We start from the raw sequence: 25,315 nt of genomic DNA, 5'->3' as shown, positions 1-25,315 counted from the left end.
TTGAGTGAAAGGTAATGATAATTTACTATGAAGATAAATGAATTTATCGTTGTAGAAGGTAGAGATGATACACAACGCGTTAAATCAGCAGTTGAGTGTGATACGATTGAAACAAACGGTAGTGCTATTAATAAGGAAACGTTAACTGTAATTCAAAATGCGCAAGAAACAAGAGGTGTTATTGTGTTAACGGATCCTGATTTTCCTGGAGATAAAATTCGCAATATAATTACTGAACATGTGTCTGGTGTGAAGCATGCGTATATTGATCGTGAAAAGGCAAAGAACAAGCGAGGCAAGATTGGTATTGAACATGCACAACCAAGCGATATTAAAGAAGCGCTTATGCACGTAAGTTCACCTTTTGAAGAAGCTAAAGAATCCATTGATAAAAGTGTGTTAATCGATTTAGGATTGATAATTGGTAAAGATGCAAGACGGAAAAGAGAAATATTAGGTCAAAAATTACATATAGGGCATTCAAATGGGAAACAATTGCTTAAAAAATTAAATGCTTTTGGTTATACGGAAGCAGATGTAAGAGAAGCATTATCGATGAATGAGGAGAGTGATTAAAAGGTGGAAAGAAAAGATATTGCGACACCTTCACGAACGAGAGAATTATTAAATCAATTTGGATTTAATTTTAAAAAGAGTTTAGGACAAAACTTCCTAATAGATGTAAATATTATTCATAAAATTATAGATGCAAGTCAAATCGACAAATCTACAGGCATTATAGAAGTTGGACCGGGTATGGGCTCATTAACAGAACAACTAGCTAAAAGTGCTAAAAAAGTGATGTCGTTTGAAATAGATCAACGTCTTATTCCAGTTTTAATGGAAACACTTGCCCCTTATGATAATGTAACCATTATTAATGAGGATATTCTAAAAGCAGATATCGCCAAAGCTGTAGAAACACATTTAAACGATTGCGACAAAATTATGGTCGTTGCCAATTTGCCTTACTATATCACAACCCCAATCTTATTGAATTTAATGCAACAAGATATTCCAATTGACGGTTATGTGGTCATGATGCAAAAAGAAGTTGGGGAACGTTTAAATGCTGAAGTGGGTACAAAGGCATATGGGTCATTATCAATTGTGACACAGTATTATACTGAAACAAGTAAAGTCTTAACAGTACCTAAATCAGTCTTTATGCCACCACCAAATGTCGATTCAATCGTTGTAAAATTAATGCAAAGATCAGAACCGTTAGTGACAATAGATGATGAACAAGCTTTCTTTAAACTGGCTAAAGCAGCATTTGCACAAAGACGAAAAACAATAAATAATAATTACCAAAATTTCTTCAAAGATGGAAAAAGTCATAAAGAAAGTATCTTAAAATGGCTGGAACAAGCGGAAATTGATCCAAAAAGACGTGGTGAAACATTATCAATACAAGATTTTGCACGATTGTATGAAGAAAAGAAAAAATTCCCTGAATTAGAAAATTAAATTGTTGACAAAGCGCATTTACCTTGATAAAATTTAAATTTTATTTGACAATACACCTCGAAATATGGTATTATGTAACTTGTAGCGAGGTGGAGCAATATGCCAAAATCAATTTTGGACATCAAAAATTCTATTGATTGTCATTTAGGAAATCGTATTGTACTTAAAGCCAACGGTGGTCGTAAAAAAACAATTGAACGTTGTGGTGTGTTAAAAGAAACATATCCTTCAGTATTTATTGTTGAATTAGACCAAGATAAGCATAATTTTGAAAGAGTTTCGTATACATATACGGATGTGCTAACAGAGAACGTACAAGTTTCATTTGAAGAAGATAATCATCAAGAAGTAGTTGCACACTAATTAGAGATAAATATAGAGTTTAGTGTTCTTCAGACTCTATAATACAAACATATTTGGGTGTTGGGCTGATAATAGTTCAACACTCTTTTTTTTATCTATATTTTACATATACAAAGCCGATGAAAGATTGTGACGAGTTTGACAAAATGGCATGCATCAAATTTACTTGAAAATGCTACAATTTCATCAAAAAGCGTATATTAGTAGATTAATAATTCTCTTTCATTAAGATTTTACATAAATTTGTGCGATATCTATCAAATAATTTAAGTCTTTATGTTAAAATCATCTTATTACTATTGACGAAGAGAGGGCGGAAAAATGATATATGAAACGGCACCTGCCAAGATAAATTTGACGCTCGATACACTTTTCAAAAGAGATGATGGTTATCACGAAATTAGTATGATTATGACTACTGTTGATTTAAATGATCGTTTATCTTTTCAAAAAAGAAAAGATAAAAAAATTATTGTTGATATTGAACATAATTATGTTCCGAATGACCAAAAAAATTTGGCTTATCGTGCAGCTAAGTTAATGATGGAAACGTATGATCTAAAACAAGGCGTGACGATAACGATAGATAAAGATATTCCTGTTTCAGCAGGGTTGGCTGGAGGTTCAGCTGATGCAGCAGCAACAATGCGCGGTATAAACCGATTATTTAATCTCGATATATCTTTAGAAGAGTTAAGCGATTTAGGTATACAAATTGGGACAGACGTACCTTTCTGTATTTATAATCGAACAGCTTTGTGTAAAGGTAGAGGTGAAAAAATAACGTTCTTAAATAGACCACCTTCTGCATGGGTTGTCTTAGCTAAACCCAATTTAGGCATTTCTTCTCCAGACGTGTTTAGGGCACTTGATTTAAATAATGCGCACTATGTAGATACATTAATGTGTGAAGAAGCGATTGCTGATGGAGATTATGATAAATTGTGTAAAAGTTTATCTAATCGTTTAGAGCCTGTATCGATGTCTATGCACCCTGAAATTGAAAAGATCAAAAATAATATGTTGCAATGTGGTGCTGATGGGGCGTTAATGAGTGGCAGTGGTCCGACTGTTTATGGACTTGCCCAAAAGGAAAGCCAAGCAAAAAAAGTGTTTAATGCTGTGAATGGCTGCTGTAATGAAGTGTATTTAGTTAGATTATTAGGATAGAAGGGTTGAACAACATATGAGGTATAAAAGAAGCGAACGTATCGTCTTTATGACACAATATTTAATGAATCATCCAAATCAGTTAATACCGTTAACTTTTTTTGTGAAAAAATTTAAACAAGCTAAATCCTCAATTAGTGAGGACGTCCAAATCATCAAAAATACATTCCAAAAAGAAAAGTTAGGTACAGTAATCACAACGGCCGGAGCAAGTGGAGGCGTGACATATAAACCGATGATGAGTAAAGAAGAAGCAACGGAAATTATTGATGAAATTATTACATTGCTTCAAGAAAAAGAACGTCTATTACCAGGAGGCTATCTTTTCTTATCAGACTTAGTAGGAAATCCTACATTGCTTAATAAAGTTGGTAAATTAATAGCAAGTATCTATATGGAAGAAGAGTTGGATGCTGTTGTAACAATCGCTACGAAAGGGATATCACTTGCCAACGCAGTAGCGAACGTATTAAATTTACCTGTAGTAGTAATTAGAAAAGACAATAAAGTTACAGAAGGTTCTACTGTGTCAATTAATTACGTTTCTGGTTCATCACGTAAGATTGAGACAATGGTTCTGTCAAAACGAACATTGGCGGAAAATTCTAATGTTCTAGTAGTAGATGATTTTATGCGAGCAGGAGGCTCAATCAATGGGGTTATGAATCTCATGAATGAGTTTAAAGCTCAAGTAAAAGGGGTATCTGTACTTGTAGAATCAAAAGAAGTTAAACAAAGGTTGATTGAGGATTATACTTCTTTAGTTAAATTATCTGATGTTGATGAATATAATCAGGAATTCAAAGTAGAACCCGGCAATAGTTTGTCTAAATTTTCTTAAAAGGAGTTTTACAGCATGAAAACAATTAACACTAATAAAGCACCTGAAGCTTTAGGACCATACTCACACGCTATGGTTGTGAATAATTTAGTATTCACATCAGGACAAATTCCATTAGATACTGAAGGAAATATTGTCAGTGATGATGTGAAAGAACAAACCAAACAAGTACTTGAAAATTTATCAGTTGTACTTGCGGAAGCTGGTTCGGATTTAAATTCTGTTGTGAAAGCAACAATTTTTATCTCTGATATGAATGAATTTCAACAAATAAATGAAGTTTATGGTAGCTACTTTAGTGATCATCAACCAGCACGTAGTTGTGTTGAAGTTGCACGTTTACCTAAAGATGTTAAAGTTGAAATTGAAGTTGTAGGTAAAGTTAAAGGAATATAATTTCCTTAATTAAAACATTGTCAAGCTTCTAAACAAACAAAGATATATACTAGGGGGGGCTCACTGCATGAAAGTGACAGATGTAAGACTTAGAAAAATACAAACAGATGGCAGAATGAAAGCACTTGTTTCAATTACACTTGATGAAGCTTTTGTGATTCATGATTTACGTGTAATCGAAGGAAACTCAGGTCTTTTCGTTGCTATGCCAAGCAAACGTACACCAGATGGTGAATTCCGTGATATCGCGCATCCAATCAACTCTGATATGAGACAAGAAATCCAAGATGCCGTTATGAAAGTATATGACGAAACAGATGAAGTAATTCCTGATAAAAATGCTTCATCAGAAGAATCAGACGAAGCTTAAAATAAATATAGAATAAATAATGTGCTTGGGACATCGTTCCCAGAGAAATAGCCAGTAAATGAGTTTTTTAATTCATTTACTGGCTTCTTTATTTACAATACTGTGTATCGTTGGCTCGCTTACTCAACTTGCTTTGTTTGTAGAAACTGATTAACTCATTTTCTCTGTGTTGAGGCCCTTTTTAGGGAACAGCTACTTACCTAATTGCAAATGCGCTTAGGTTCATTAAATTACTGTTCCCTCAAGAGTCTCGCCAAAATACTTTATATTTATATGTAATTTCACATGGTTTCTGAACGTTTGATTATAATTAGATCATCTTAGTGATGCTTAACATTTACAAAACCGTTTTAATCTTGAAACTCGAAGTTGAGTTAAATTATAATAAATAAGAAGTGTAAAATATTTTATCTGCAAAGTATGATTTATAAATTGAGAAAGTAGTTAATTTACATAAATTAAAGACATCGCTTTGTTTAGGCGGAAAATTAATTGGAGGGTTACCATTCATGCAAAGAAACGCGGTAATATTAGCAGCTGGAAAAGGTACGAGAATGAAATCAAAGAAATATAAAGTGCTACATGAAGTTGCTGGTAAATCAATGGTTGAACATGTGTTAACAAATGTTAAAGAGGCAGGCGTTAATCAAATCGTGACAATCGTCGGTCATGGTGCTGAGGAAGTTAAAGAAACATTAGGAAATCAATCATTATATAGTTACCAAAGCGAACAACTAGGAACTGCACATGCTGTAAAAATGGCACAAGATCATTTAGAAAATGAAGAAGGAACAACACTAGTTGTGTGTGGTGATACACCGTTAATTACCGCTAACACATTACAAAAGTTAATTGAACATCATGAAGGTGCTAACGCCCAAGCCACTGTATTATCAGCAACTGCACAAATTCCTTTCGGTTATGGAAGAATCGTTAGAGATGCTAATAATCAATTAAAATGTATCGTTGAGGAAAAAGACGCAACTGATGAAGAAAAAGCGTTAACAGAAATTAGTTCAGGCATTTTTGCATTTGACAATAAAGTGCTTTTTGAAAAATTGGCAAAAGTAAAAAATGATAATGCACAAGGTGAGTATTACTTACCTGATGTTATTTCTTTAATTTTAGAAGATAACGGCATCGCTGAAGTTTATCATACAGATGATTTTAATGAAATTATGGGTGTTAATGATCGAGTGATGCTAAGTAATGCTGAAAAAGCCTTACAACAACGTATTAACATTCAACATATGAGAAATGGTGTGACAATCATCGACCCAACAACGACGTTTATTGGTCCAGATGTACAAATTGGTATGGATACAATTATTGAGCCAGGCGTACGTATTAATGGTAAAACAGTTATTGGTGAAGAAGCGGTCATCGGTCAATATTCAGAAATTAATAATAGCCAAATTGGTGCTCAAGTAGACATCAAACAATCAGTAATTAATGATTCAACAGTTGGCGATAAAACCAAAGTTGGCCCATTTGCGCAGTTGAGACCAGGTTCAAATTTAGGCGCGGAAGTAAAAGTAGGTAACTTTGTAGAAGTGAAAAAAGCAGATCTTAAAGATGGCGCTAAAGTTTCACACTTAAGCTATATTGGAGACGCAGAAATTGGCGAACGTACAAATATTGGGTGTGGTTCAATCACAGTTAACTATGATGGCGTAAATAAATTTAAAACAGTAGTGGGTAAAGATGCCTTTATAGGCTGTAATACAAACTTAGTAGCGCCGGTAACAGTAGGTGATGGCGTATTAATAGCAGCAGGCTCTACAATTACAGATAATGTTCCAAATGAAAGTTTAGCACTTGCACGTGCGCGTCAAATTACTAAAGAAGGTTACCTCAAAAAATAAATTTTTAATAAAATAAAGTATCTCTTTTTTACAATTTATTGTTGAAGATAGTAAAAGTGACTAATTTTTTATATAATGTAAGTGTCTAAGTTAAAAATTGGAGGACTATAAATGTTAAATAATGAATACAAGAATTCATCTTTAAAGATTTTCTCTTTAAAAGGAAATGAGCCGTTAGCGCAAGAAGTTGCTGATCGTGTAGGGATTGAATTAGGGAAATGTTCTGTAAAACGCTTTAGTGATGGTGAAATTCAAATCAATATTGAAGAAAGTATTCGTGGTTGTGATGTCTTCATTATCCAACCAACTTCGAATCCAGTTAATTTACACCTAATGGAATTATTAATTATGATTGATGCATGTAAGCGTGCTTCAGCAGCAAATATTAATATTGCAGTTCCATACTATGGTTATGCACGACAAGATAGAAAAGCACGTAGCCGTGAACCTATTACAGCTAAATTAGTAGCTAACTTAATTGAAACAGCTGGCGCTAATCGCATGATTGCTTTAGATTTACACGCACCACAAATTCAAGGATTCTTTGATATTCCAATCGACCATTTAATGGGTGTACCTATCATTGGTCAACATTTTGAAAATGACCCTAACATCGACCCTGAAGAATGTGTCGTAGTATCACCTGACCATGGTGGTGTTACACGTGCACGTAAACTTGCTGACATTTTAAAAACTCCGATTGCTATTATTGATAAACGTCGTCCTAAACCTAACGTAGCAGAAGTTATGAACATTGTAGGAGAAATCGAAGGACGTACAGCGATTATTATTGATGATATTATTGATACAGCAGGTACAATTACGTTAGCTGCACAAGCACTTAAAGATAAAGGTGCTAAAGATGTATACGCTTGTTGTACACACCCAGTATTATCTGGTCCTGCAAAAGAACGTATCGAAAATTCAGCGATTAAAGAATTAATCGTTACAAACTCAATCTTACTTGATGACTCTCGTAAGCCATCAAACACAAAAGAATTATCAGTGGCTGGTTTATTAGCACAAGCTATTATTCGTGTGTATGAACGAGAATCAGTCAGTGTATTATTTGACTAAAGTTTACAAATGAATTTGACTTATATATTTCAACCGTGTATAATACATTCGTTCGTGGTTTTACGAACTAATAAACACTTGCAAGCAACTTATTAAGTTGATGGGTAAGTGAAGGGAAGTCCAGTACTTAAGTTTCTCACGAGAATAAGTCACTAGACTTGAAAATGAAAGGTGGAAATACGAATGACTTCATTAAAGTCAATCATCCGTCAAGGTAAACAAACACGTTCTGACCTTAAAAAACTACGTAATACAGGTAAAGTACCTGCAGTTGTTTATGGTTATGGTACTAAAAATACTTCAGTTAAAGTTGATGAAGTTGAATTCATCAAAGTTATCCGTGAAGTAGGACGTAACGGTGTTATCGATTTAGGCGTAGGTTCTAAATCAATTAAAGTAATGGTGTCAGATTATCAATTTGACCCACTTAAAAACCAAATTACACACATTGACTTCTTAGCAATCAACATGACTGAAGAACGTACTGTTGATGTACCAGTTCACTTAGTAGGTGAAGCTGCTGGCGCTAAAGAAGGTGGCGTAGTTGAACAACCATTATTCGACTTACAAGTTACAGCAACTCCAGAAAATATCCCTGAGTCAATCGAAGTTGACATTACTGAATTAGAAGTAAATGACAGCTACTCAGTTGCAGATATTAAAGTATCTGGCGATTTCACAATTGAAAACGACCCAGAAGAATCTGTTGTAACAGTAGTTCCTCCAACTGATGAACCTACTGAAGAAGAAGTTGAAGCTATGGAAGGTGAAGCAGCAACTGAAGAACCTGAAGTAGTTGGTGAAGACAAAGAAGATAGCGAAGAAGAAGACAAAGAAGAAAATAAAGACGAAGAATAATTCGTTTAACGTTTTCTATATTGCTTATACGCTATAAATAGTCAAATAGCACTGTGCTTATTAACATAAGCATGGTGCTTTTTGTGTTATTATAGGGAATGTTATAGAATAATGATTAATCAATATACGTTCCCGTCTTTTTAGATAAATGTATAAAACGAACACAATGGAGGTAGCAGCGTATGAAATGTATTGTGGGTCTTGGAAATATAGGTAAACGTTATGAATTAACAAGACACAATATTGGCTTTGAAGTAATTGATTACATTTTAGAAAAACATCATTTTACTTTAGATAAACAAAAATTTAAAGGAGCTTACACGATTGAACATCTTAATGGCGATAAGGTGTTATTTATCGAACCCATGACAATGATGAACCTTTCAGGAGAAGCTGTTGGACCGTTAATGGACTATTATAATGTAGACGTAGATGATTTGATTGTATTGTATGATGATTTAGACTTATCTCAAGGACACATTCGTTTGCGCCAAAAAGGTAGTGCTGGTGGTCATAATGGCATGAAATCAATTATAAAACATTTAGGTACAGATCAATTTAAACGTATTCGTATTGGTGTAGGGAGACCAACAAATGGCATGTCAGTTCCGGATTATGTATTGCAGAAATTTTCAAAAGAAGAAATGATGACAATGGACAAAGTGATTGAACATTCAGCACAAGCCGTTGAAGCATTTATCGAAAGTTCACGCTTTGATCATGTAATGAATGAATATAATGGAGAAGTCAATTGAGAACAGTCATTTCAGATTATATTCAAAACGACAAACGCTTCCAAGAACTAGACGATGTTTTTGGTCAAGAGAATATTCTTGTTACCGGCCTATCTCCCTCAGCCAAGGCAACGATTATTGCTGAAAAGTACCTAAAAGATAAAAAACAGATGTTGTTAATCACCAACAACTTATATCAAGCAGATAAATTAGAAACAGATATTCTGCAATATGTGAATGATTCAGATGTTTATAAATATCCTGTTCAAGATATTATGACTGAAGAATTTTCAACGCAAAGCCCTCAACTTATGAGTGAACGTGTAAGAACACTAACCGCATTAGCTCATAATGAGAAAGGGTTATTTATCGTTCCATTAAATGGCTTAAAAAAATGGCTAACACCAGTAGAATTATGGAAAGACCATCAGATGACGTTACAAGTGGGCGATGATATTGATGTAGATGACTTTTTAAATAAATTAGTGAACATGGGATATCGTCGCGAGAGCGTCGTATCACACATTGGCGAATTCTCTCTACGTGGTGGCATTATTGATATCTATCCGTTAATCGGGCAACCTGTCCGCATTGAATTATTCGATACGGAAGTTGATTCGATTCGTGATTTTGATGTTGAAACGCAACGTTCAAACGATAACGTTGAAAAGATCGATATTACTACTGCAAGTGACTATGTCATCACAGAAGATGTGATTCAACACTTACAAACTGAATTAAAACAAGCGTATGAAGAAACGAGACCTAAGATTGATAAATCAGTAAGAAATGATTTGAAAGAGATATATGAAAGTTTTAAACTCTTTGAATCTACATTTTTTGATCATCAATTGTTACGTCGCCTCGTAGCATTTATGTATAAACAACCGTCTACACTGATTGATTATTTTGAAAAGGATGCCATCATTGTAGCCGATGAATACAACCGTATTAAAGAAACTGAAAAGACACTAACAACTGAAGTGGATGACTTTATTCAAAATCTAATTGAGAGTGGTAATGGCTTCATAGGGCAATCATTTATGCAATATGATGGTTTTGAAACATTATTAGGCAATTATCCAGTTACCTACTTTACATTGTTTACGTCTTCGATGCCGGTACAGTTACAACATATCATTAAATTCTCATGTAAACCTGTGCAACAATTTTACGGTCAGTACGATATCATGCGTTCAGAATTTCAACGCTATGTACACAATGACTATACAATCGTGGTATTAGTCGAGACGGAAACCAAAGTTGAACGAATACAATCTATGTTAAATGAGATGCATATTCCAACTGTGACGCATGTTCATAATGATATACAAAGTGGACAAGCCATTGTTACAGAAGGTAGTTTATCTGAAGGTTTCGAATTGCCATATATGCAATTGGTTGTTATCACTGAGCGAGAGCTTTTCAAAACGAAACAGAAGAAACAACGTAAACGTACTAAGACCATGTCTAATGCGGAAAAGATTAAGTCATATCAAGATTTAAATGTAGGCGATTATATCGTACATGTACACCATGGTGTGGGACGTTATTTAGGTGTAGAAACGCTAGAAGTTGGCGATGTTCACAGAGACTACATTAAATTGCAATATAAAGGCACGGATCAACTCTTTGTACCTGTTGACCAAATGGATCAAGTACAAAAATACGTCGCTTCTGAAGATAAATCACCAAAGTTAAATAAACTTGGTGGTTCAGAGTGGAAAAAGACGAAAGCTAAAGTTCAACAAAGTGTCGAAGATATTGCTGATGAATTAATTGCTTTATACAAAGAAAGAGAAATGTCGGTTGGTTATCAATATGGTGAGGATACTGCTGAACAGCATGCGTTTGAAATGGACTTCCCGTATGAACTGACACCTGACCAAGCAAAATCAATCGAAGAGATTAAAGGCGACATGGAACGTGAGCGTCCAATGGATAGATTGTTATGTGGTGATGTTGGTTATGGTAAGACTGAAGTTGCTGTGCGTGCAGCGTTTAAAGCGGTAATGGAAGGGAAGCAAGTTGCATTTCTAGTGCCTACAACTATCTTAGCGCAACAACATTATGAAACGTTAATTGAACGTATGCAAGATTTCCCTGTACGTATTGAGTTGATTAGTCGATTCCGTTCAACCAAAGAAGTCAAAGAGACAAAAGAGGGTCTCAAATCTGGATACGTGGATATTGTTGTTGGGACACATAAATTACTCAGTAAAGATATTCAATACAAAGATTTAGGCTTATTAGTTGTCGATGAAGAACAACGCTTTGGTGTACGTCATAAAGAACGTATTAAAACAATGAAGACTAACGTTGATGTGTTGACTTTAACAGCAACACCGATTCCTAGAACATTACACATGAGTATGCTAGGTGTGCGAGATTTATCTGTTATTGAAACGCCACCAGAGAATCGTTTCCCAGTACAAACCTATGTGTTGGAGCAGAACAGTAATTTTATCAAAGAAGCTTTAGAACGCGAGCTATCACGTGATGGACAAGTATTCTATCTATATAACAGAGTTCAATCTATTTATGAAAAGCGTGAACAACTCCAAATGCTAATGCCTGGTGCGAATATCGCAGTGGCACATGGTCAAATGACTGAACGTGATTTAGAAGAAACTATGTTAAGTTTCATTAACGGTGAATACGATATCTTAGTCACAACTACAATTATAGAAACAGGGGTAGATGTCCCTAATGCCAATACATTAATCATTGAAGAAGCAGACCGCTTCGGTTTAAGTCAGTTATATCAATTACGAGGTCGTGTAGGGCGATCAAGTCGTATTGGTTATGCCTACTTCCTACATTCAGCCAATAAAGTGTTAACAGAAACTGCCGAAGAACGTTTACAAGCGATTAAAGAATTTACTGAATTAGGTTCTGGATTTAAAATTGCGATGCGAGATTTAAATATACGTGGTGCCGGAAACTTATTAGGTAAACAACAACATGGCTTTATTGATTCTGTCGGTTTCGACCTTTATTCACAAATGTTAGAAGAAGCGGTTAATGAAAAACGTGGAATCAAAGAAGAAGAACCTGATGCACCAGAAGTAGAAATGGAACTTAACCTGGATGCCTACTTACCAGCCGAATATATTCAAAATGAACAAGCTAAAATTGAAATTTATAAAAAGTTACGTAAAGTTGAAACAGAAGAACAACTTTTTGATATTAAAGATGAGTTAATTGATCGCTTCAATGACTATCCGGTTGAAGTTGAACGTTTATTAGAAATGGTAGAGATTAAAATACATGCGTTATATGCTGGTGTGACATTAATTAAAGACAAAGGTAAGCAAATAGAGGTTTCTCTATCTACTAAAGCGACAGAACAAATCAATGGAGAAGAATTGTTTAAACAGACGCAACCATTAGGTCGTGCGATGAAGTTAGGTGTTAAAGAAGGTAAAATGCATGTAATGCTAACTAAATCTAAACAATGGTTAGACAACTTGAAATTCTTAGTGAAATGTCTTGAAGGAAGTATGGTTATTGAAAATGAGCTTTAAATCCATGTCTAAATCTGAGAACGCAAACAAGTCGAAATTGTCTGGTTCAAAGCATGTAGGAGAGAGAAGGACATCAGAACATGCAGCTTTCAATGGGGTCGTTATTTTGACCTTAGCGCTTATTATTGTAAAGGTGCTTAGTGCCATTTATCGTGTCCCTTATCAGAATGTGCTTGGTGATACTGGATTATATGCTTATCAACAGATATATCCTATTGTTGCATTGGGAATGATTTTATCGATGAATGCAATCCCGAGTGCGGTTACACAAACACTTGGCAGTAGTGGTAGTGCACCTGCTTTTTCAAAAGTGCTCATACGTTTCCAAATGATAGGTGTGATCATCTTCGCAGCTATCTTGGTTCTAGCACATCCACTTGCAATACTAATGGGAGACCCCCGACTTGCACCAATGCTTAGAATGGCCAGTTTTAGTTATTTGTTTATCGGAGTACTTGGTGTCTTTCGTGGCTTCTATCAAAACAAACAGCAAATGAATATTCCGGCTATTTCCCAGGTTATAGAACAATTTATTCGTGTAGGTTTTATCATCATAGCAATTATGTTGTTCATGATGAAAGATTGGACGATTTATCAAGCTGGAACGATTGCTATCTTGGCCTCTGCACTTGGGTTCTTAGGCTCTAGTCTATTTCTAATGATGACTAAACCCTTCCCTTTGAAAATGCAGAACCAAACACTATCGATACCGTGGAAAGGACTTCTTATGTCCACGCTTATCTTTGCATTGAGCCAGTTACTAGTTATACTATGGCAATTTATCGATAGTTTTACCGTCGTTCATACATTGCAATCTTACGGTCTACATTTTAAAAATGCTATTATGCAAAAAGGTATATATGATCGTGGCGCTTCATTTATACAAATGGGCTTAATCGTTACGACAACATTTAGTTTTGTACTTATTCCTTTGCTAACCGAAGCAATTGAAGCCCATAATCACGTGAAAATGAATCGTTATGCCAATGCTTCACTTAAAATAACAATTTTAATTAGTGCAGCAGCTGGTATCGGCCTCATTAATTTGTTGCCTATGATGAATCATGTCTTTTTTAAAACAGACAGTCTAGGTTTTACATTAGGATTTTATATGTTGACGGTCATTTGTGTATCCTTAATAATGATGGATATTGCATTATTGCAAGTGCTTAATCAGATTCGCCCTATTTTAATTGGAATCGTAGCAGGATTGTTAGCTAAAGCTATATTAAACGTATTAATGATTCATTCCTTTGGTATAGCTGGTGCAAGTATAAGTACAGTACTGTCATTAGCACTCTTTGTTGTTATATTACATTATGAAGTAATTAAACATTATCGTTTTAGTCGTATGCGTCATTTTATTTTCAAAATGTTAGCAGCATTAGTAATGATGACAATTATTATTCAACTTGTCATGCACATATTGCCTCCGACTGGACGTTTAGGTGGGTTGGTAGAACTATTAGTTGTAGCTATCATAGGTGTTGCCGTATTATTAATATTGATAATGAAACTTAATATTTTAGGATATAAAGAGTTAAAACACTTGCCATTTGGTGATAAGTTATATCATATAAAGAAAGGACGACATTCATGACACATACAATAACGATTGTTGGGTTAGGCAATTATGATCTTGATGACTTACCGTTAGGTGTATATCGCTTCTTAAATCAACAGCAATTGATTTATGCACGTACACTCGACCATCCAGTGATTCGTAGTTTACAACATGAACTACAGTTTGAAAGTTTTGATACTATTTATGAGGAAAATGACAGTTTTGAAGATGTATATCAGCAAATTGTTGATATTTTAATAGAAAAAGCAAAAACGAGTGACGTAGTGTATGCAGTGCCAGGGCATCCACGAGTTGCAGAAACAACAACTGCTAAATTATTAGAGTATGATGCACAACAGGATGATGTTGATGTGAAAGTACTAGGTGGAAAAAGTTTTATCGATGATATATTTGGCGCAGTAAACTGTGATCCTAATGATGGTTTTACTTTATTAGATGGGACGGCATTAGAATCAACAATGTTAAACATTCGAACAAATACGCTCATTACACAAGTGTATAGTGCAATGATGGCGGCTGACATCAAGATTACATTGATGGAACGCTATTCAGATGATTTCTTAGTTCAAATTGTTACGGAAGCGCATAGTACAGGAGCGAAAGTACTTGAAGTGCCATTGTTTGAACTTGACCATGATGAAGCGGTGTTTAATAATTTAACAAGTGTCTTCGTTCCTAAAGTAGTTAAAGAAGAAGAAAAGTATCAAGACTTTGATTTTGCTGTTGAAGTGATTGATCGTTTAGTTGATGATGACAATGGATGTCCATGGGACCGTGTTCAAACACATGAATCTCTTAAACGTTATTTAATTGAAGAAAGTTTTGAGTTATTTGAAGCTATTGATAATGAAGATGACTGGCATATGATTGAAGAACTTGGAGATATATTATTACAAGTTCTGTTGCATACGAGTATTGGTAAAAAAGAAGGTTACATGGATATTAACGAAGTTATAGAAAGTCTTAATGCCAAGATGATACGTCGTCATCCGCACATTTTCGGAGAAGAAAACGCAGAATCAATGGAAGATTTGCATGACATTTGGCAAACAGCTAAAAGTAAAGAAGGCAAAACGCCTCGCGTCAAATTTGAGAAAGTATTTGCAGACCATTTCATGGCATTGTATGATAAAACCAAAAATAAGGATTTTGATGAGGAAACCCTTAGAAATTACTTGAAACAAGGGGAGAAAGATTCATGAGATTAGATAAATATTTAAAAGTATCAAGATTAGTTAAACGTCGTACTTTAGCTAAAGAAATTAGTGACCAAGGACGTGTTACAGTTAACGGCAATGTTGCTAAAGCAGGTACGGATGTTAAATTAGAAGATGAGTTAGTTATTCGTTTTGGACAAAAGCTTGTGACTGTTAAAGTAACCGGTCTAAGTGAACACGCTTCGAAAGAAAATGCTAAAGGCATGTATGAATTAGTTAAAGAAGAACGTATTAATAATAATCAATTTGAAGAAGAATAGACCGAAGGAGGTGACAAGCTATGAGTAAAAAGGTAGAAGAAATTGGCAATCAATATACCTCCGAGAAAAATCGTAAGAAAAAACGACAACAGAAAAAGATGCGCATTGTACGACGTAGAATTACTGTATTTGGTGGATTACTATTGGCTGTGATTGTCATTCTATCCATCATGCTTGTCGTCCAAAAGCAAAGTAATGATCATGCCGCAACGGAACGTAAGCATAAAGAAGAGCAATTCCAAAAGAAGCAAGATGAAGAAATTGCATTAAAAGAAGAACTCAGTAACCTCAATAATAAAGATTACATAGAGAAAGTTGCTAGGGATGATTATTATTTAAGTAATAAAGGTGAAGTTATATTTAAATTACCTAATAAAGATGATAATAACACTAAGTCTGAATCCTCCAATGGCGACTAAGAAATAGCATAATAAATTTTTAGCAAAGAAGTATGAATTATATGGTTTTATAGCATTGTGAAAATACTAAAACAGGAATATAATAAGGTTAAAATCGAATCAAAATCGGGAGGATTTATTTAGAATATGTCAATCGAAGTTGGAAACAAGCTAAAAGGTAAAGTTACAGGTATCAAAAAATTTGGTGCATTCGTAGAATTACCTGAAGGGAAAAGTGGCTTAGTTCATATCAGTGAAGTAGCTGATAACTATGTTGAGAATGTTGAAGATCACTTATCAGTTGGAGACGAAGTCGAAGTCAAAGTCTTATCAATCGCAGATGATGGTAAAATTAGCCTTTCAATTAAAAAAGCAAAAGACCGTCCTCGTAGACCACAACACAAATCTAATCAAAATAGACCACCTCAACAAAAAGGTGAAGATTTTGAAAAGAAATTAAGCAATTTCTTAAAAGATAGTGAAGATAAATTAACTTCTATTAAACGTCAAACTGAATCAAGACGTGGTGGCAAAGGTTCGCACGACGTATGCGTTATGAATGGTTCGATACTATGATGACTCAATTAGAAGCCAATGTATTCATAACTGCACATCATTTAAATGATCAACTTGAAACCATTTTTTATCGATTATTCACTGGACGTTCGACGCGAAGTTCCTTAGGTATGGATGAGCGTTCGTGGCGAGATTCATATAGAATGGTTCGTCCACTGCTTAACACAACTAAGTCAGATATATACCGCTATCAACAACATCATCAAGTACCTTACTACGAAGATAAATCAAATAGTGATAATAAATACGCACGTAATGATATACGTAATCGTTTATTGCCTGCTATTGATAGTCATGCAGATCTTGATACTACACAATTATTAAAGTTAAAAGAATGGCATGATATACAATTACAACTCACACATCAACGTGTGAATCAATTTATTGATAGTGAATTCGAAATTGATAAAGCGTCGTTGCAGTTTCAATGTTCACGTCATGCTTTCAAGCAACTTGATGAAGTCACACAAATGGTTTTATTAGATCAATTATTTGAACGAATACAATTAGGTGTTACATTTTCAGAAAAAAATTATCGCGATTGGTTTCATAAAATCAATAGTGAAATCGCACAATTTGAGATAACTCTTTCTGAAAAATGGATAATTCAAATTGCATATGATAAATTTATAATAATGGCGCAAAATGAGACAGATATACTGACTGAACAAATAGTTACAAATGCTAATACATATCGATTTGGGACGTATATTATTAAAGTTCACCCTAGTATTGAGCAACAAAGTTTACCGTTAACTATACGCACAAGACATGATGGAGACAAGTTTAAACTTAACGGACAAAAAGGACACAAAAAAGTAAGCCGCTTATTTATTGATAATAAAATTCACAATGATGAACGGATGTGTATGCCATTAATTGAAGATCGACAACATAATATTATTGCTGTTGGTAATTTGTTTATTGCTAGCACATATGATAAACATATCGATATTAAAAAAATTGGAGATGAATGATCAATGAAAGATGATTTAAAAGAAATTTTGTTAACAGAAGAAGATATTCAAAATATTTGTAAAGAACTAGGTGAACAACTTACTAGAGATTATAAAGATAAACCACTTGTATGTGTAGGTATTTTAAAAGGGTCAGTAATGTTTATGGCTGATTTAATTAAACGTATCGATACGCATTTGGCAATTGATTTTATGGATGTTTCAAGTTATCACGGTGGTATGGAATCTACTGGTGAAGTACAAATCTTAAAAGATTTAGGATCTTCTATTGAAAATAAAGATGTCTTAATTATTGAAGATATTTTAGAAACTGGAACAACTTTAAAATCTATCACTGAATTATTACAATCTCGAAAAGTAAATTCATTAGAAATTGTTACTTTATTAGATAAACCAAATCGTCGTAAAGCTGATATTGAAGCGAAATATGTAGGTAAAAAAATCCCAGATGAGTTCGTCGTAGGTTATGGATTAGACTACGCAGAACATTATCGTAATTTACCTTATATTGGTACTTTGAAACCGGAAATTTATAGTAAGTAAGTGACTTTTATTTACGTATAAATTATATTAAATAGGGTCAAAGATATAATAACTATACTTAGTTATCAATATGGTGTAGACTCATTTTATATTGATTCATTTGCGTTCTAATTTAAGGGTTATTTTTATTGAAAAATAAAGAACTTTTCAAAGAGGAAAAACAGACGAAAATCATTGATAACACAGGGAATATGGAAAAGTAATACAAAAGTTGAAATGCTAGCCTTTACAAGGCCTATTGTGTTACAATTTTTGTTAGCTTTATTATAGAAATAGGAGGAAATGACGCATGCAGAAAGCTTTTCGCAATGTGCTAGTTATCGCAATTATTGGCGTTATTATATTCGGCGTATTTTCTTACATAAATGGGAACGGTAATACACCGAAACAACTTTCCTATTCACAGTTTGTAGAAAAATTGGATAAAGGAGATTTGAAAACTCTAGAAATCCAACCTGAGCAAAATGTGTACTTGGTAAGTGGTAAAACAAAAAATGATGAAGATTACTCTTCAACTATTTTATACAATAACGAAAAAGATTTACAAAAAATCACAAGTGAAGCAAAAAGCCAAAAAGGACTAGATTTTACAGTTAAAGAAGAAGAAAAACAAAGTGTCTTCATTAGTATGTTGACTACACTTATTCCTGTATTAATTATTGCCTTATTATTCATTTTCTTCCTTAGCCAAGCACAAGGTGGCGGCGGTGGCGGTCGTATGATGAACTTTGGTAAATCTAAAGCGAAAATGTACGATAACCAAAAACGTCGTGTTCGTTTCTCAGATGTTGCTGGTGCGGATGAAGAAAAACAAGAATTAATTGAAATTGTTGACTTCTTAAAAGACAATAAGAAATTTAAACAAATGGGATCAAGAATACCTAAAGGTGTATTACTTGTAGGCCCTCCAGGTACAGGTAAAACATTATTAGCACGTGCCGTAGCTGGTGAAGCTGGCGCACCATTCTTCTCAATCAGTGGTTCTGATTTCGTTGAGATGTTTGTCGGTGTCGGTGCAAGCCGTGTACGTGACTTATTTGAAAACGCAAAGAAAAATGCACCATGTATTATCTTTATTGATGAAATTGACGCAGTTGGTCGTCAACGTGGCGCAGGTGTTGGTGGGGGTCACGACGAACGTGAACAAACACTTAACCAATTATTAGTTGAAATGGATGGGTTCGGTGAAAATGAAGGTATTATCATGATTGCTGCGACTAACCGTCCTGATATCTTGGATCCTGCGTTATTACGTCCAGGTCGTTTCGACAGACAAATTCAAGTTGGTCGTCCAGATGTTAAAGGTCGTGAAGCAATCCTTCATGTACACTCTAAAAACAAACCACTTGATGAAACAGTTGACTTAAAAGCGATTTCACAAAGAACGCCTGGCTTCTCTGGTGCCGATTTAGAAAACTTACTAAACGAAGCTTCATTAATTGCAGCTCGTGAAGGTAAAAATAAAATCGACATGCGTGATATCGAAGAAGCAACTGACCGTGTTATTGCTGGTCCAGCTAAAAAATCACGTGTTATTTCTGACAAAGAACGTAATATCGTCGCACACCATGAAGCGGGACATACAGTCATTGGTATGGTACTTGACGAAGCTGAAATTGTGCATAAAGTAACGATTGTTCCACGTGGACAAGCTGGTGGTTACGCAATGATGTTACCTAAACAAGACCGTTTCTTAATGACTGAACCTGAATTATTAGATAAAATTTGTGGTCTATTAGGTGGTCGTGTATCAGAAGATATTAACTTCCACGAAGTATCAACTGGTGCTTCTAATGACTTCGAGAGAGCAACACAAATTGCACGTTCTATGGTTACTGAATATGGTATGAGTGAAAAACTTGGACCATTACAATTCTCAAGTAGCGGTGGTGGACAAGTATTCTTAGGTAAAGATATGCAAGGTGAACCTAATTATTCTGGTCAAATCGCTTATGAAATTGATAAAGAAGTTCAACGTATTATTAAAGAACAATATGAACGTTGTAAACGAATTCTATTGGAACATGAAAAAGAACTTAAACTTATTGCTAAAACATTGTTAACTGAAGAAACACTAGTAGCTGAACAAATACGTTCATTATTCTACGACGGTGTATTACCTGAAGTAGATTATGATGCTGCACGTGTGGTTAAAGATGATGATTCAGATTATAACGATGGTAAATATGGTAAATCTTACGATGACATTCGTGAAGAACAATTAGATGAAGGTCGTGAAGACGAACAAAAAGACCGTAGAGAAGATCAAGATATTGAGCGTGAACGTAGAAATCATCAACAAGATGGTAGAGACAACCATGCTGGTCATGATCGACTACGTGACGATTCAAATAGTGATTATAGTCGTCGAGATGCTTCAGATGATGAAGATGAAACAGGTTATGAACAATCACCAAATATCGACAAACCATATAACCCAAATGATCCAAACAATCCAAATAATAGATAGTAATGAATTGGATTATTATCTCCTTTGATTAAGGTGAACATCCTTAATCGAAGGAGATTTTTTTAATACTTAAAGTGATATATTGGATATGTATTCTTGCTAAAGCAAGTTACTTCATATTCTTATTAAACAGGTGTAGAATAAGTATCCTTACAGATAAAAATGAATAGTATACACATTTTCAACAATAATAAAAATCCAGATAAATAATAAATACTATAAAGGAGATAGAAGTAAATGACACATGATTATATTGTTAAATCATTAGCTTTCGATGGAGAAATTCGTGCCTATGCAGCGTTGACTACTGAATCTGTTCAAGAAGCACAAACACGCCATTATACATGGCCTACAGCATCTGCAGCAATGGGTCGAACAATGACCGCTACTTTGTTAATGGGAGCAATGTTAAAAGGAGATCAAAAATTAACAGTGACTGTTGATGGTAAAGGGCCTATTGGACGCATTATTGCTGATGCAAACGCACAAGGTAATGTACGCGCCTATGTTGATAAACCACAAACGCATTTCCCATTAAATGAGCAAGGTAAATTAGACGTAAGACGTGCTGTTGGCACAGATGGTTCAATTCAAGTCGTTAAAGACGTAGGTATGAAAGATTACTTCTCTGGGGCTAGTCCAATTGTTTCAGGTGAATTAGGTGAAGACTTCACATATTATTTTGCTACAAGTGAGCAAACGCCATCTTCAGTTGGCTTAGGCGTATTGGTCAATCCTGATAATTCAATCAAAGCTGCAGGTGGCTTTATCATTCAAGTGATGCCAGGTGCTAAAGAAGAAACGGTTACTAAATTAGAAAATGCGATTAATCAAATGACACCAGTATCTAAATTAATCGAACAAGGTTTAACACCAGAAGGCATTTTACATGAGATTTTAGGTGAAAATAATGTCCAAATATTAGAAACAATGGATGCACAATTTGAATGTAATTGCAGTCACGAAAAATTCTTAAATGCGATTAAAGGTTTAGGAGAAGCAGAAGTTCAAGATATGATTAAAGAAGATCATGGAGCTGAAGCGGTATGTCATTTCTGTGGCAATAAATATAAATATTCTGAAGGCGAATTAGAAGAATTACTAGCTTCTATGCAAGCTTAATGAAATTAAATCCTAAAGACAATAGACCTGTGTGTGTTTATTGTCTTTTTTTATGGGAAAATGATGAATGTAATCATAAAATGGGACTTTAAAGTACAGTATGCGTATAATTATCTTTGTCTTTTTAGAAAATTCTGATAGAATATAGTTATATCCGATAAAAAAACTAAGTTTTAAATAAGAAAGTAAAAGGAGCGTTTTTCAATGGCACAAAAACCAGTAGATAACATTACTCAAATTATTGGCAATACACCGGTAGTAAAATTAAGAAACGTTGTAGATGAAGATGCAGCAGATGTATATGTAAAATTAGAATACCAAAATCCAGGTGGCTCAGTAAAAGACCGTATCGCATTAGCTATGATTGAAAAAGCTGAAAAAGAAGGAAAAATTAAACCAGGTGACACAATTGTAGAACCAACAAGTGGTAACACTGGTATTGGTTTAGCTTTCGTATGTGCAGCTAAAGGTTATAAAGCAGTATTTACAATGCCTGAAACAATGAGTTCTGAACGTCGTAACTTATTAAAAGCTTATGGTGCAGAATTAGTTTTAACACCAGGTTCAGAAGCGATGAAAGGCGCAATTAAAAAAGCTAAAGAATTAAAAGAAGAACATGGTTACTTTGAACCACAACAATTCGAAAATCCAGCAAACCCTGAAATCCATGCATTAACAACTGGACCAGAACTAGTTGAACAATTTGAAGGTAAACAAATTGACGCATTCTTAGCTGGTGTAGGTACTGGTGGTACTTTATCTGGCGTTGGTAAAGTATTAAAAGAAAAATATCCAAATGTTGAAATCGTTGCGATTGAACCAGAAGCTTCTCCTGTATTAAGTGGTGGAGAACCAGGCCCACATAAATTACAAGGTTTAGGTGCTGGATTTGTACCAGATACTTTAGACACTAACATTTATGATAGCATTATCAAAGTAGATAACGATACAGCGATGGAAACATCACGTCGTGTTGCTAAAGAAGAAGGTATCTTAGCAGGTATTTCTTCAGGTGCTGCGATTCATGCTGCTATCCAAAAAGCTAAAGAATTAGGTAAAGGTAAAACAGTCGTAACAGTATTACCAAGTAATGGTGAACGTTACCTATCTACACCTTTATATTCATTCGACGACTAATTTAAAGTTAAAGTTTTGGCGCTAGTGAAGTTTATATATTGCTTCACTAGCGTTTTCTTTTTGAAAAATGCACATCTAATTTAAATGATTGAATGCTTTGGATATCTTTTTGTCGATTATAAACACTGAAATGTTTGGAAAATGAGTGTATCATTAATATGTATATATTAAGACAATGTAGTTATCGTTCTACATATCATTTTCAAAAAGAGCGAAGGGTGACAAAAATGACTAAAACAAAAATTATGGGAATCTTAAATGTGACACCTGATTCATTCTCAGATGGTGGCAAATATAATTCTGTAGAAAAAGCAGTGGCACGTGCTAAAGAGATGATAGAAGAAGGCGTCGATATCATCGACGTAGGAGGCATTTCTACCCGTCCTGGATTTACAGAAATCACTGTCGAAGAAGAAATTGAGCGTGTGGTTCCTGTAGTAAAAGAATTAGTTAAATTGAAAGTTCGAATTTCAATAGATACATACCGTAGTGAAGTAGCAGAAGCATGTTTAAAACTTGGTGCAACGATGATTAATGACCAATGGGCAGGATTATATGATCCTGAAATACTAAACAAAGTCGCAGAATATGATGCAGAAATTGTATTAATGCATAATGGTGATGGGCATCGTGATCAACCAGTCGTTGAAGAAATGTTATTGTCTTTAATGACTCAGGCGAATAAAGCTGAAATGGCCGGTATTCCCCAACATAAAGTATGGTTAGATCCGGGTATTGGTTTTGCGAAAAGCCGAGAAGAGGAAAATGAAGTGATGGCACGTTTAGATGAACTTGTGGCAACGGAGTATCCTATTTTATTAGCAACAAGTCGTAAACGTTTCATTAAAGAAATGATTGGTACTGAAACAAAGGCAATTGAACGCGATGAAGCCACTGCTGCGACAACGGCCTATGGTATAATGAAAGGCGTCAAAGCCGTTCGTGTCCATAATGTACAATTGAATGCACGATTAGGTCAAAGTATGGATTTCTTAAAGGAGAATGAAGATGAACGACATAATCTTTCTTAATGGTATGAAATTTTATGCTTATCATGGGGCTTTAGCTGCTGAAAACGAAATAGGCCAAATCTTTATCGTGGATGTGACGTTAAAAGTGGATTTAAAAGAAGCGGGACAATCAGATGAAGTGACTGATACTGTGCATTATGGTGAAGTGTTTGAAGATGTTAAAGAAATTGTGGAAGGCCCACCGTGTAATTTGATAGAACATCTAGCTGAACGTATTGCAAAACGTATAAATTCACACTATAATCGTGTAATGGAAACGAAAGTCAGAATCACTAAAGAGAACCCACCTATACCAGGATATTACAATGGCGTAGGTATAGAGATAGTGAGGGAGAATCGTTAAATGGTAAAAGCGTATTTAGGTTTAGGAAGTAACATAGGAGATAGAGCGCAACAATTACAAGAAGCTATCGAAATAATTGATAGTATGGAAGATATTGTTGTCACACAAATATCTCCTATTTATGAAACTGCACCTGTAGGCTATACAGAGCAGCCTAACTTTTTAAATTTATGTTTAGAAATTGAAACAGAATTAGAACCACAAACACTTCTTAATAGATGCTTAGAAACAGAACAACGATTACATCGCGTGAGAGACATTCGTTGGGGTCCAAGAACATTAGATGTTGATATCTTACTATACGGGGATAGGATTATTGAAAAAGATAATCTTGAAATTCCGCATCCACGTATGAGTGAACGTGCCTTTGTCTTAACACCATTAAATGATATTGCACCTAAACAAATTGAACCTCGTTCAAAGAAAACTATCTCTGATTTAGTAAAGCCAGACGATACAGTTATCAAGTATAAGTAATGAGGCATGTTTAATTATATTGTTTAAAATGGGTATGATAATAATGTGTCGTTAATATGAATTATAGTGCGGAAATGCTAGAGATAATTGGTATATACTTAAAGCGTACGTATAATGAATTAAAAAATGATAGATATCTTATAAAAGTTCTAAAATAATGCATGGAACAACTATCAGAAAAACAAGAAGTTTAAAAGGAGAGAAAGTTATGTCAGAAGAAATGAATGACCAAATGCAAGTCCGTCGTCAAAAACTACAAGAATTAATCGATTTAGGTATCGATCCATTTGGTAAACGTTTTGAGCGTTCAGCAACTGCAAGCGAATTAAAGTCTAAATGGGATGAATTCTCTAAAGAAGAACTACATGATAAAGAAGACGAAAGTCATGTTTCAATTGCAGGTCGTTTAATGACTAAACGTGGTAAAGGTAAAGCTGGTTTCGCACATGTTCAGGATTTAACTGGACAAATCCAAATTTATGTCCGTAAAGACCAAATTGGTGAAGAA

Annotated in this window: 26 protein-coding genes (1 of these 26 cut by a window edge); all 26 read left to right on the top strand. The window is 34.6% G+C overall.

The features are described 5' to 3' along the window. The first annotated feature begins 27 nt into the window (after positions 1-27). The gene (gene rnmV / locus HYI43_11525; protein UDI79139.1) at positions 28-576 is read left to right on the top strand and encodes a ribonuclease M5; all 549 of its coding nucleotides are present in this window, start codon (positions 28-30) and stop codon (positions 574-576) included. A gap of 3 nt (positions 577-579) precedes the next feature. After that, the gene (rsmA, locus tag HYI43_11520; protein UDI79138.1) at positions 580-1,470 is read left to right on the top strand and encodes a 16S rRNA (adenine(1518)-N(6)/adenine(1519)-N(6))-dimethyltransferase RsmA; all 891 of its coding nucleotides are present in this window, start codon (positions 580-582) and stop codon (positions 1,468-1,470) included. 99 nt (positions 1,471-1,569) lie between these two features. Next, positions 1,570-1,833, top strand: coding sequence for a Veg family protein (locus tag HYI43_11515; GenBank protein UDI79137.1), 264 nt, complete (start codon positions 1,570-1,572; stop codon positions 1,831-1,833). A 321-nt stretch (positions 1,834-2,154) separates the two neighbouring features. Beyond that, the gene (locus HYI43_11510; GenBank protein ID UDI79136.1) at positions 2,155-3,003 is read left to right on the top strand and encodes a 4-(cytidine 5'-diphospho)-2-C-methyl-D-erythritol kinase; all 849 of its coding nucleotides are present in this window, start codon (positions 2,155-2,157) and stop codon (positions 3,001-3,003) included. Between the two features lie 16 nt (positions 3,004-3,019). Continuing rightward, complete coding sequence (gene purR / locus HYI43_11505) at positions 3,020-3,844, top strand: pur operon repressor (GenBank protein ID UDI79135.1); 825 nt, start codon at positions 3,020-3,022, stop codon at positions 3,842-3,844. Positions 3,845-3,859: 15 nt separating this feature from the next. Then, the gene (locus tag HYI43_11500; GenBank protein ID UDI79134.1) at positions 3,860-4,240 is read left to right on the top strand and encodes a RidA family protein; all 381 of its coding nucleotides are present in this window, start codon (positions 3,860-3,862) and stop codon (positions 4,238-4,240) included. A 67-nt stretch (positions 4,241-4,307) separates the two neighbouring features. Beyond that, entirely contained in the window at positions 4,308-4,610 is a 303-nt protein-coding gene (gene spoVG, locus HYI43_11495; protein UDI79133.1) for a septation regulator SpoVG, read from the top strand. Positions 4,611-5,119: 509 nt separating this feature from the next. Next, complete coding sequence (gene glmU, locus HYI43_11490) at positions 5,120-6,475, top strand: bifunctional UDP-N-acetylglucosamine diphosphorylase/glucosamine-1-phosphate N-acetyltransferase GlmU (protein UDI79132.1); 1,356 nt, start codon at positions 5,120-5,122, stop codon at positions 6,473-6,475. A gap of 111 nt (positions 6,476-6,586) precedes the next feature. Then, entirely contained in the window at positions 6,587-7,552 is a 966-nt protein-coding gene (locus HYI43_11485) for a ribose-phosphate diphosphokinase (GenBank protein ID UDI79131.1), read from the top strand. A 183-nt stretch (positions 7,553-7,735) separates the two neighbouring features. Next, complete coding sequence (locus HYI43_11480) at positions 7,736-8,410, top strand: 50S ribosomal protein L25/general stress protein Ctc (protein UDI79130.1); 675 nt, start codon at positions 7,736-7,738, stop codon at positions 8,408-8,410. Between the two features lie 182 nt (positions 8,411-8,592). Further along, positions 8,593-9,165 carry an aminoacyl-tRNA hydrolase gene (locus HYI43_11475; GenBank protein UDI79129.1) on the top strand — a complete coding sequence of 191 codons (573 nt, stop codon included), beginning with the start codon at positions 8,593-8,595 and terminating at the stop codon, positions 9,163-9,165. Further along, a complete protein-coding gene (mfd, locus tag HYI43_11470) occupies positions 9,162-12,671 on the top strand; it encodes a transcription-repair coupling factor (GenBank protein ID UDI79128.1) in 3,510 nt (1,169 codons plus the stop codon). The genes HYI43_11475 and mfd overlap by 4 nt, the downstream gene beginning before the upstream one ends. After that, positions 12,661-14,271 (top strand): polysaccharide biosynthesis protein, encoded by a 1,611-nt coding sequence (locus HYI43_11465; GenBank protein ID UDI79309.1) that lies wholly within the window; start codon positions 12,661-12,663, stop codon positions 14,269-14,271. Before mfd ends, HYI43_11465 begins: the two co-directional genes overlap by 11 nt. Continuing rightward, the gene (locus tag HYI43_11460; protein UDI79127.1) at positions 14,268-15,458 is read left to right on the top strand and encodes a nucleotide pyrophosphohydrolase; all 1,191 of its coding nucleotides are present in this window, start codon (positions 14,268-14,270) and stop codon (positions 15,456-15,458) included. Before HYI43_11465 ends, HYI43_11460 begins: the two co-directional genes overlap by 4 nt. Further along, positions 15,455-15,733: an RNA-binding S4 domain-containing protein gene (locus HYI43_11455; protein UDI79126.1), complete on the top strand. Its 279-nt coding sequence runs from the start codon at positions 15,455-15,457 to the stop codon at positions 15,731-15,733. Before HYI43_11460 ends, HYI43_11455 begins: the two co-directional genes overlap by 4 nt. 20 nt (positions 15,734-15,753) lie before the next feature. Then, a complete protein-coding gene (locus HYI43_11450; protein UDI79125.1) occupies positions 15,754-16,152 on the top strand; it encodes a septum formation initiator family protein in 399 nt (132 codons plus the stop codon). Between the two features lie 126 nt (positions 16,153-16,278). After that, entirely contained in the window at positions 16,279-16,707 is a 429-nt protein-coding gene (locus tag HYI43_11445) for an RNA-binding protein S1 (protein ID UDI79124.1), read from the top strand. Beyond that, positions 16,680-17,684 carry a tRNA lysidine(34) synthetase TilS gene (tilS, locus tag HYI43_11440; GenBank protein ID UDI79123.1) on the top strand — a complete coding sequence of 335 codons (1,005 nt, stop codon included), beginning with the start codon at positions 16,680-16,682 and terminating at the stop codon, positions 17,682-17,684. Before HYI43_11445 ends, tilS begins: the two co-directional genes overlap by 28 nt. Positions 17,685-17,687: 3 nt before the next feature. Beyond that, entirely contained in the window at positions 17,688-18,227 is a 540-nt protein-coding gene (gene hpt, locus HYI43_11435) for a hypoxanthine phosphoribosyltransferase (protein UDI79122.1), read from the top strand. 289 nt (positions 18,228-18,516) lie between these two features. After that, positions 18,517-20,697 carry an ATP-dependent metallopeptidase FtsH/Yme1/Tma family protein gene (locus HYI43_11430; GenBank protein ID UDI79121.1) on the top strand — a complete coding sequence of 727 codons (2,181 nt, stop codon included), beginning with the start codon at positions 18,517-18,519 and terminating at the stop codon, positions 20,695-20,697. A gap of 237 nt (positions 20,698-20,934) precedes the next feature. Beyond that, the gene (gene hslO, locus HYI43_11425; GenBank protein UDI79120.1) at positions 20,935-21,819 is read left to right on the top strand and encodes an Hsp33 family molecular chaperone HslO; all 885 of its coding nucleotides are present in this window, start codon (positions 20,935-20,937) and stop codon (positions 21,817-21,819) included. Positions 21,820-22,023: 204 nt separating this feature from the next. Further along, positions 22,024-22,956 carry a cysteine synthase A gene (cysK, locus tag HYI43_11420; protein UDI79119.1) on the top strand — a complete coding sequence of 311 codons (933 nt, stop codon included), beginning with the start codon at positions 22,024-22,026 and terminating at the stop codon, positions 22,954-22,956. A 227-nt stretch (positions 22,957-23,183) separates the two neighbouring features. After that, positions 23,184-23,987 (top strand): dihydropteroate synthase, encoded by an 804-nt coding sequence (folP, locus tag HYI43_11415; protein ID UDI79118.1) that lies wholly within the window; start codon positions 23,184-23,186, stop codon positions 23,985-23,987. Then, entirely contained in the window at positions 23,965-24,330 is a 366-nt protein-coding gene (gene folB / locus HYI43_11410; GenBank protein UDI79117.1) for a dihydroneopterin aldolase, read from the top strand. The genes folP and folB overlap by 23 nt, the downstream gene beginning before the upstream one ends. Next, a complete protein-coding gene (folK, locus tag HYI43_11405; GenBank protein UDI79116.1) occupies positions 24,331-24,807 on the top strand; it encodes a 2-amino-4-hydroxy-6-hydroxymethyldihydropteridine diphosphokinase in 477 nt (158 codons plus the stop codon). A gap of 208 nt (positions 24,808-25,015) precedes the next feature. Next, positions 25,016-25,315 carry the 5' portion of a lysine--tRNA ligase gene (gene lysS / locus HYI43_11400; protein UDI79115.1) on the top strand. The gene runs 1,191 nt beyond the window's last position, so only the first 300 of its 1,491 coding nucleotides appear in the window; it begins with the start codon at positions 25,016-25,018; its stop codon lies off the right edge, out of view.

It is taken from the genome of Staphylococcus taiwanensis, from assembly GCA_020544305.1.
Taxonomy (GTDB): Bacteria; Bacillota; Bacilli; order Staphylococcales; family Staphylococcaceae; genus Staphylococcus; species Staphylococcus taiwanensis.
This window is presented reverse-complemented; position numbering and strand designations above follow the sequence as displayed.

Excerpts from the sequence above, each read along its gene's own strand:
- rnmV (UDI79139.1), top strand. The coding sequence starts at position 28 with ATGAAGATAAATGAATTTATCGTTGTAGAAGGTAGAGATGATACACAA.
- HYI43_11515 (UDI79137.1), top strand. The coding sequence starts at position 1,570 with ATGCCAAAATCAATTTTGGACATCAAAAATTCTATTGATTGTCATTTA.
- HYI43_11510 (UDI79136.1), top strand. The coding sequence starts at position 2,155 with ATGATATATGAAACGGCACCTGCCAAGATAAATTTGACGCTCGATACA.
- purR (UDI79135.1), top strand. The coding sequence starts at position 3,020 with ATGAGGTATAAAAGAAGCGAACGTATCGTCTTTATGACACAATATTTA.
- HYI43_11500 (UDI79134.1), top strand. The coding sequence starts at position 3,860 with ATGAAAACAATTAACACTAATAAAGCACCTGAAGCTTTAGGACCATAC.
- spoVG (UDI79133.1), top strand. The coding sequence starts at position 4,308 with ATGAAAGTGACAGATGTAAGACTTAGAAAAATACAAACAGATGGCAGA.
- glmU (UDI79132.1), top strand. The coding sequence starts at position 5,120 with ATGCAAAGAAACGCGGTAATATTAGCAGCTGGAAAAGGTACGAGAATG.
- HYI43_11485 (UDI79131.1), top strand. The coding sequence starts at position 6,587 with ATGTTAAATAATGAATACAAGAATTCATCTTTAAAGATTTTCTCTTTA.
- HYI43_11480 (UDI79130.1), top strand. The coding sequence starts at position 7,736 with ATGACTTCATTAAAGTCAATCATCCGTCAAGGTAAACAAACACGTTCT.
- HYI43_11475 (UDI79129.1), top strand. The coding sequence starts at position 8,593 with ATGAAATGTATTGTGGGTCTTGGAAATATAGGTAAACGTTATGAATTA.
- HYI43_11465 (UDI79309.1), top strand. The coding sequence starts at position 12,661 with ATGAGCTTTAAATCCATGTCTAAATCTGAGAACGCAAACAAGTCGAAA.
- HYI43_11460 (UDI79127.1), top strand. The coding sequence starts at position 14,268 with ATGACACATACAATAACGATTGTTGGGTTAGGCAATTATGATCTTGAT.
- HYI43_11455 (UDI79126.1), top strand. The coding sequence starts at position 15,455 with ATGAGATTAGATAAATATTTAAAAGTATCAAGATTAGTTAAACGTCGT.
- HYI43_11450 (UDI79125.1), top strand. The coding sequence starts at position 15,754 with ATGAGTAAAAAGGTAGAAGAAATTGGCAATCAATATACCTCCGAGAAA.
- HYI43_11445 (UDI79124.1), top strand. The coding sequence starts at position 16,279 with ATGTCAATCGAAGTTGGAAACAAGCTAAAAGGTAAAGTTACAGGTATC.
- tilS (UDI79123.1), top strand. The coding sequence starts at position 16,680 with ATGCGTTATGAATGGTTCGATACTATGATGACTCAATTAGAAGCCAAT.
- hpt (UDI79122.1), top strand. The coding sequence starts at position 17,688 with ATGAAAGATGATTTAAAAGAAATTTTGTTAACAGAAGAAGATATTCAA.
- HYI43_11430 (UDI79121.1), top strand. The coding sequence starts at position 18,517 with ATGCAGAAAGCTTTTCGCAATGTGCTAGTTATCGCAATTATTGGCGTT.
- hslO (UDI79120.1), top strand. The coding sequence starts at position 20,935 with ATGACACATGATTATATTGTTAAATCATTAGCTTTCGATGGAGAAATT.
- cysK (UDI79119.1), top strand. The coding sequence starts at position 22,024 with ATGGCACAAAAACCAGTAGATAACATTACTCAAATTATTGGCAATACA.
- folP (UDI79118.1), top strand. The coding sequence starts at position 23,184 with ATGACTAAAACAAAAATTATGGGAATCTTAAATGTGACACCTGATTCA.
- folB (UDI79117.1), top strand. The coding sequence starts at position 23,965 with ATGAACGACATAATCTTTCTTAATGGTATGAAATTTTATGCTTATCAT.
- folK (UDI79116.1), top strand. The coding sequence starts at position 24,331 with ATGGTAAAAGCGTATTTAGGTTTAGGAAGTAACATAGGAGATAGAGCG.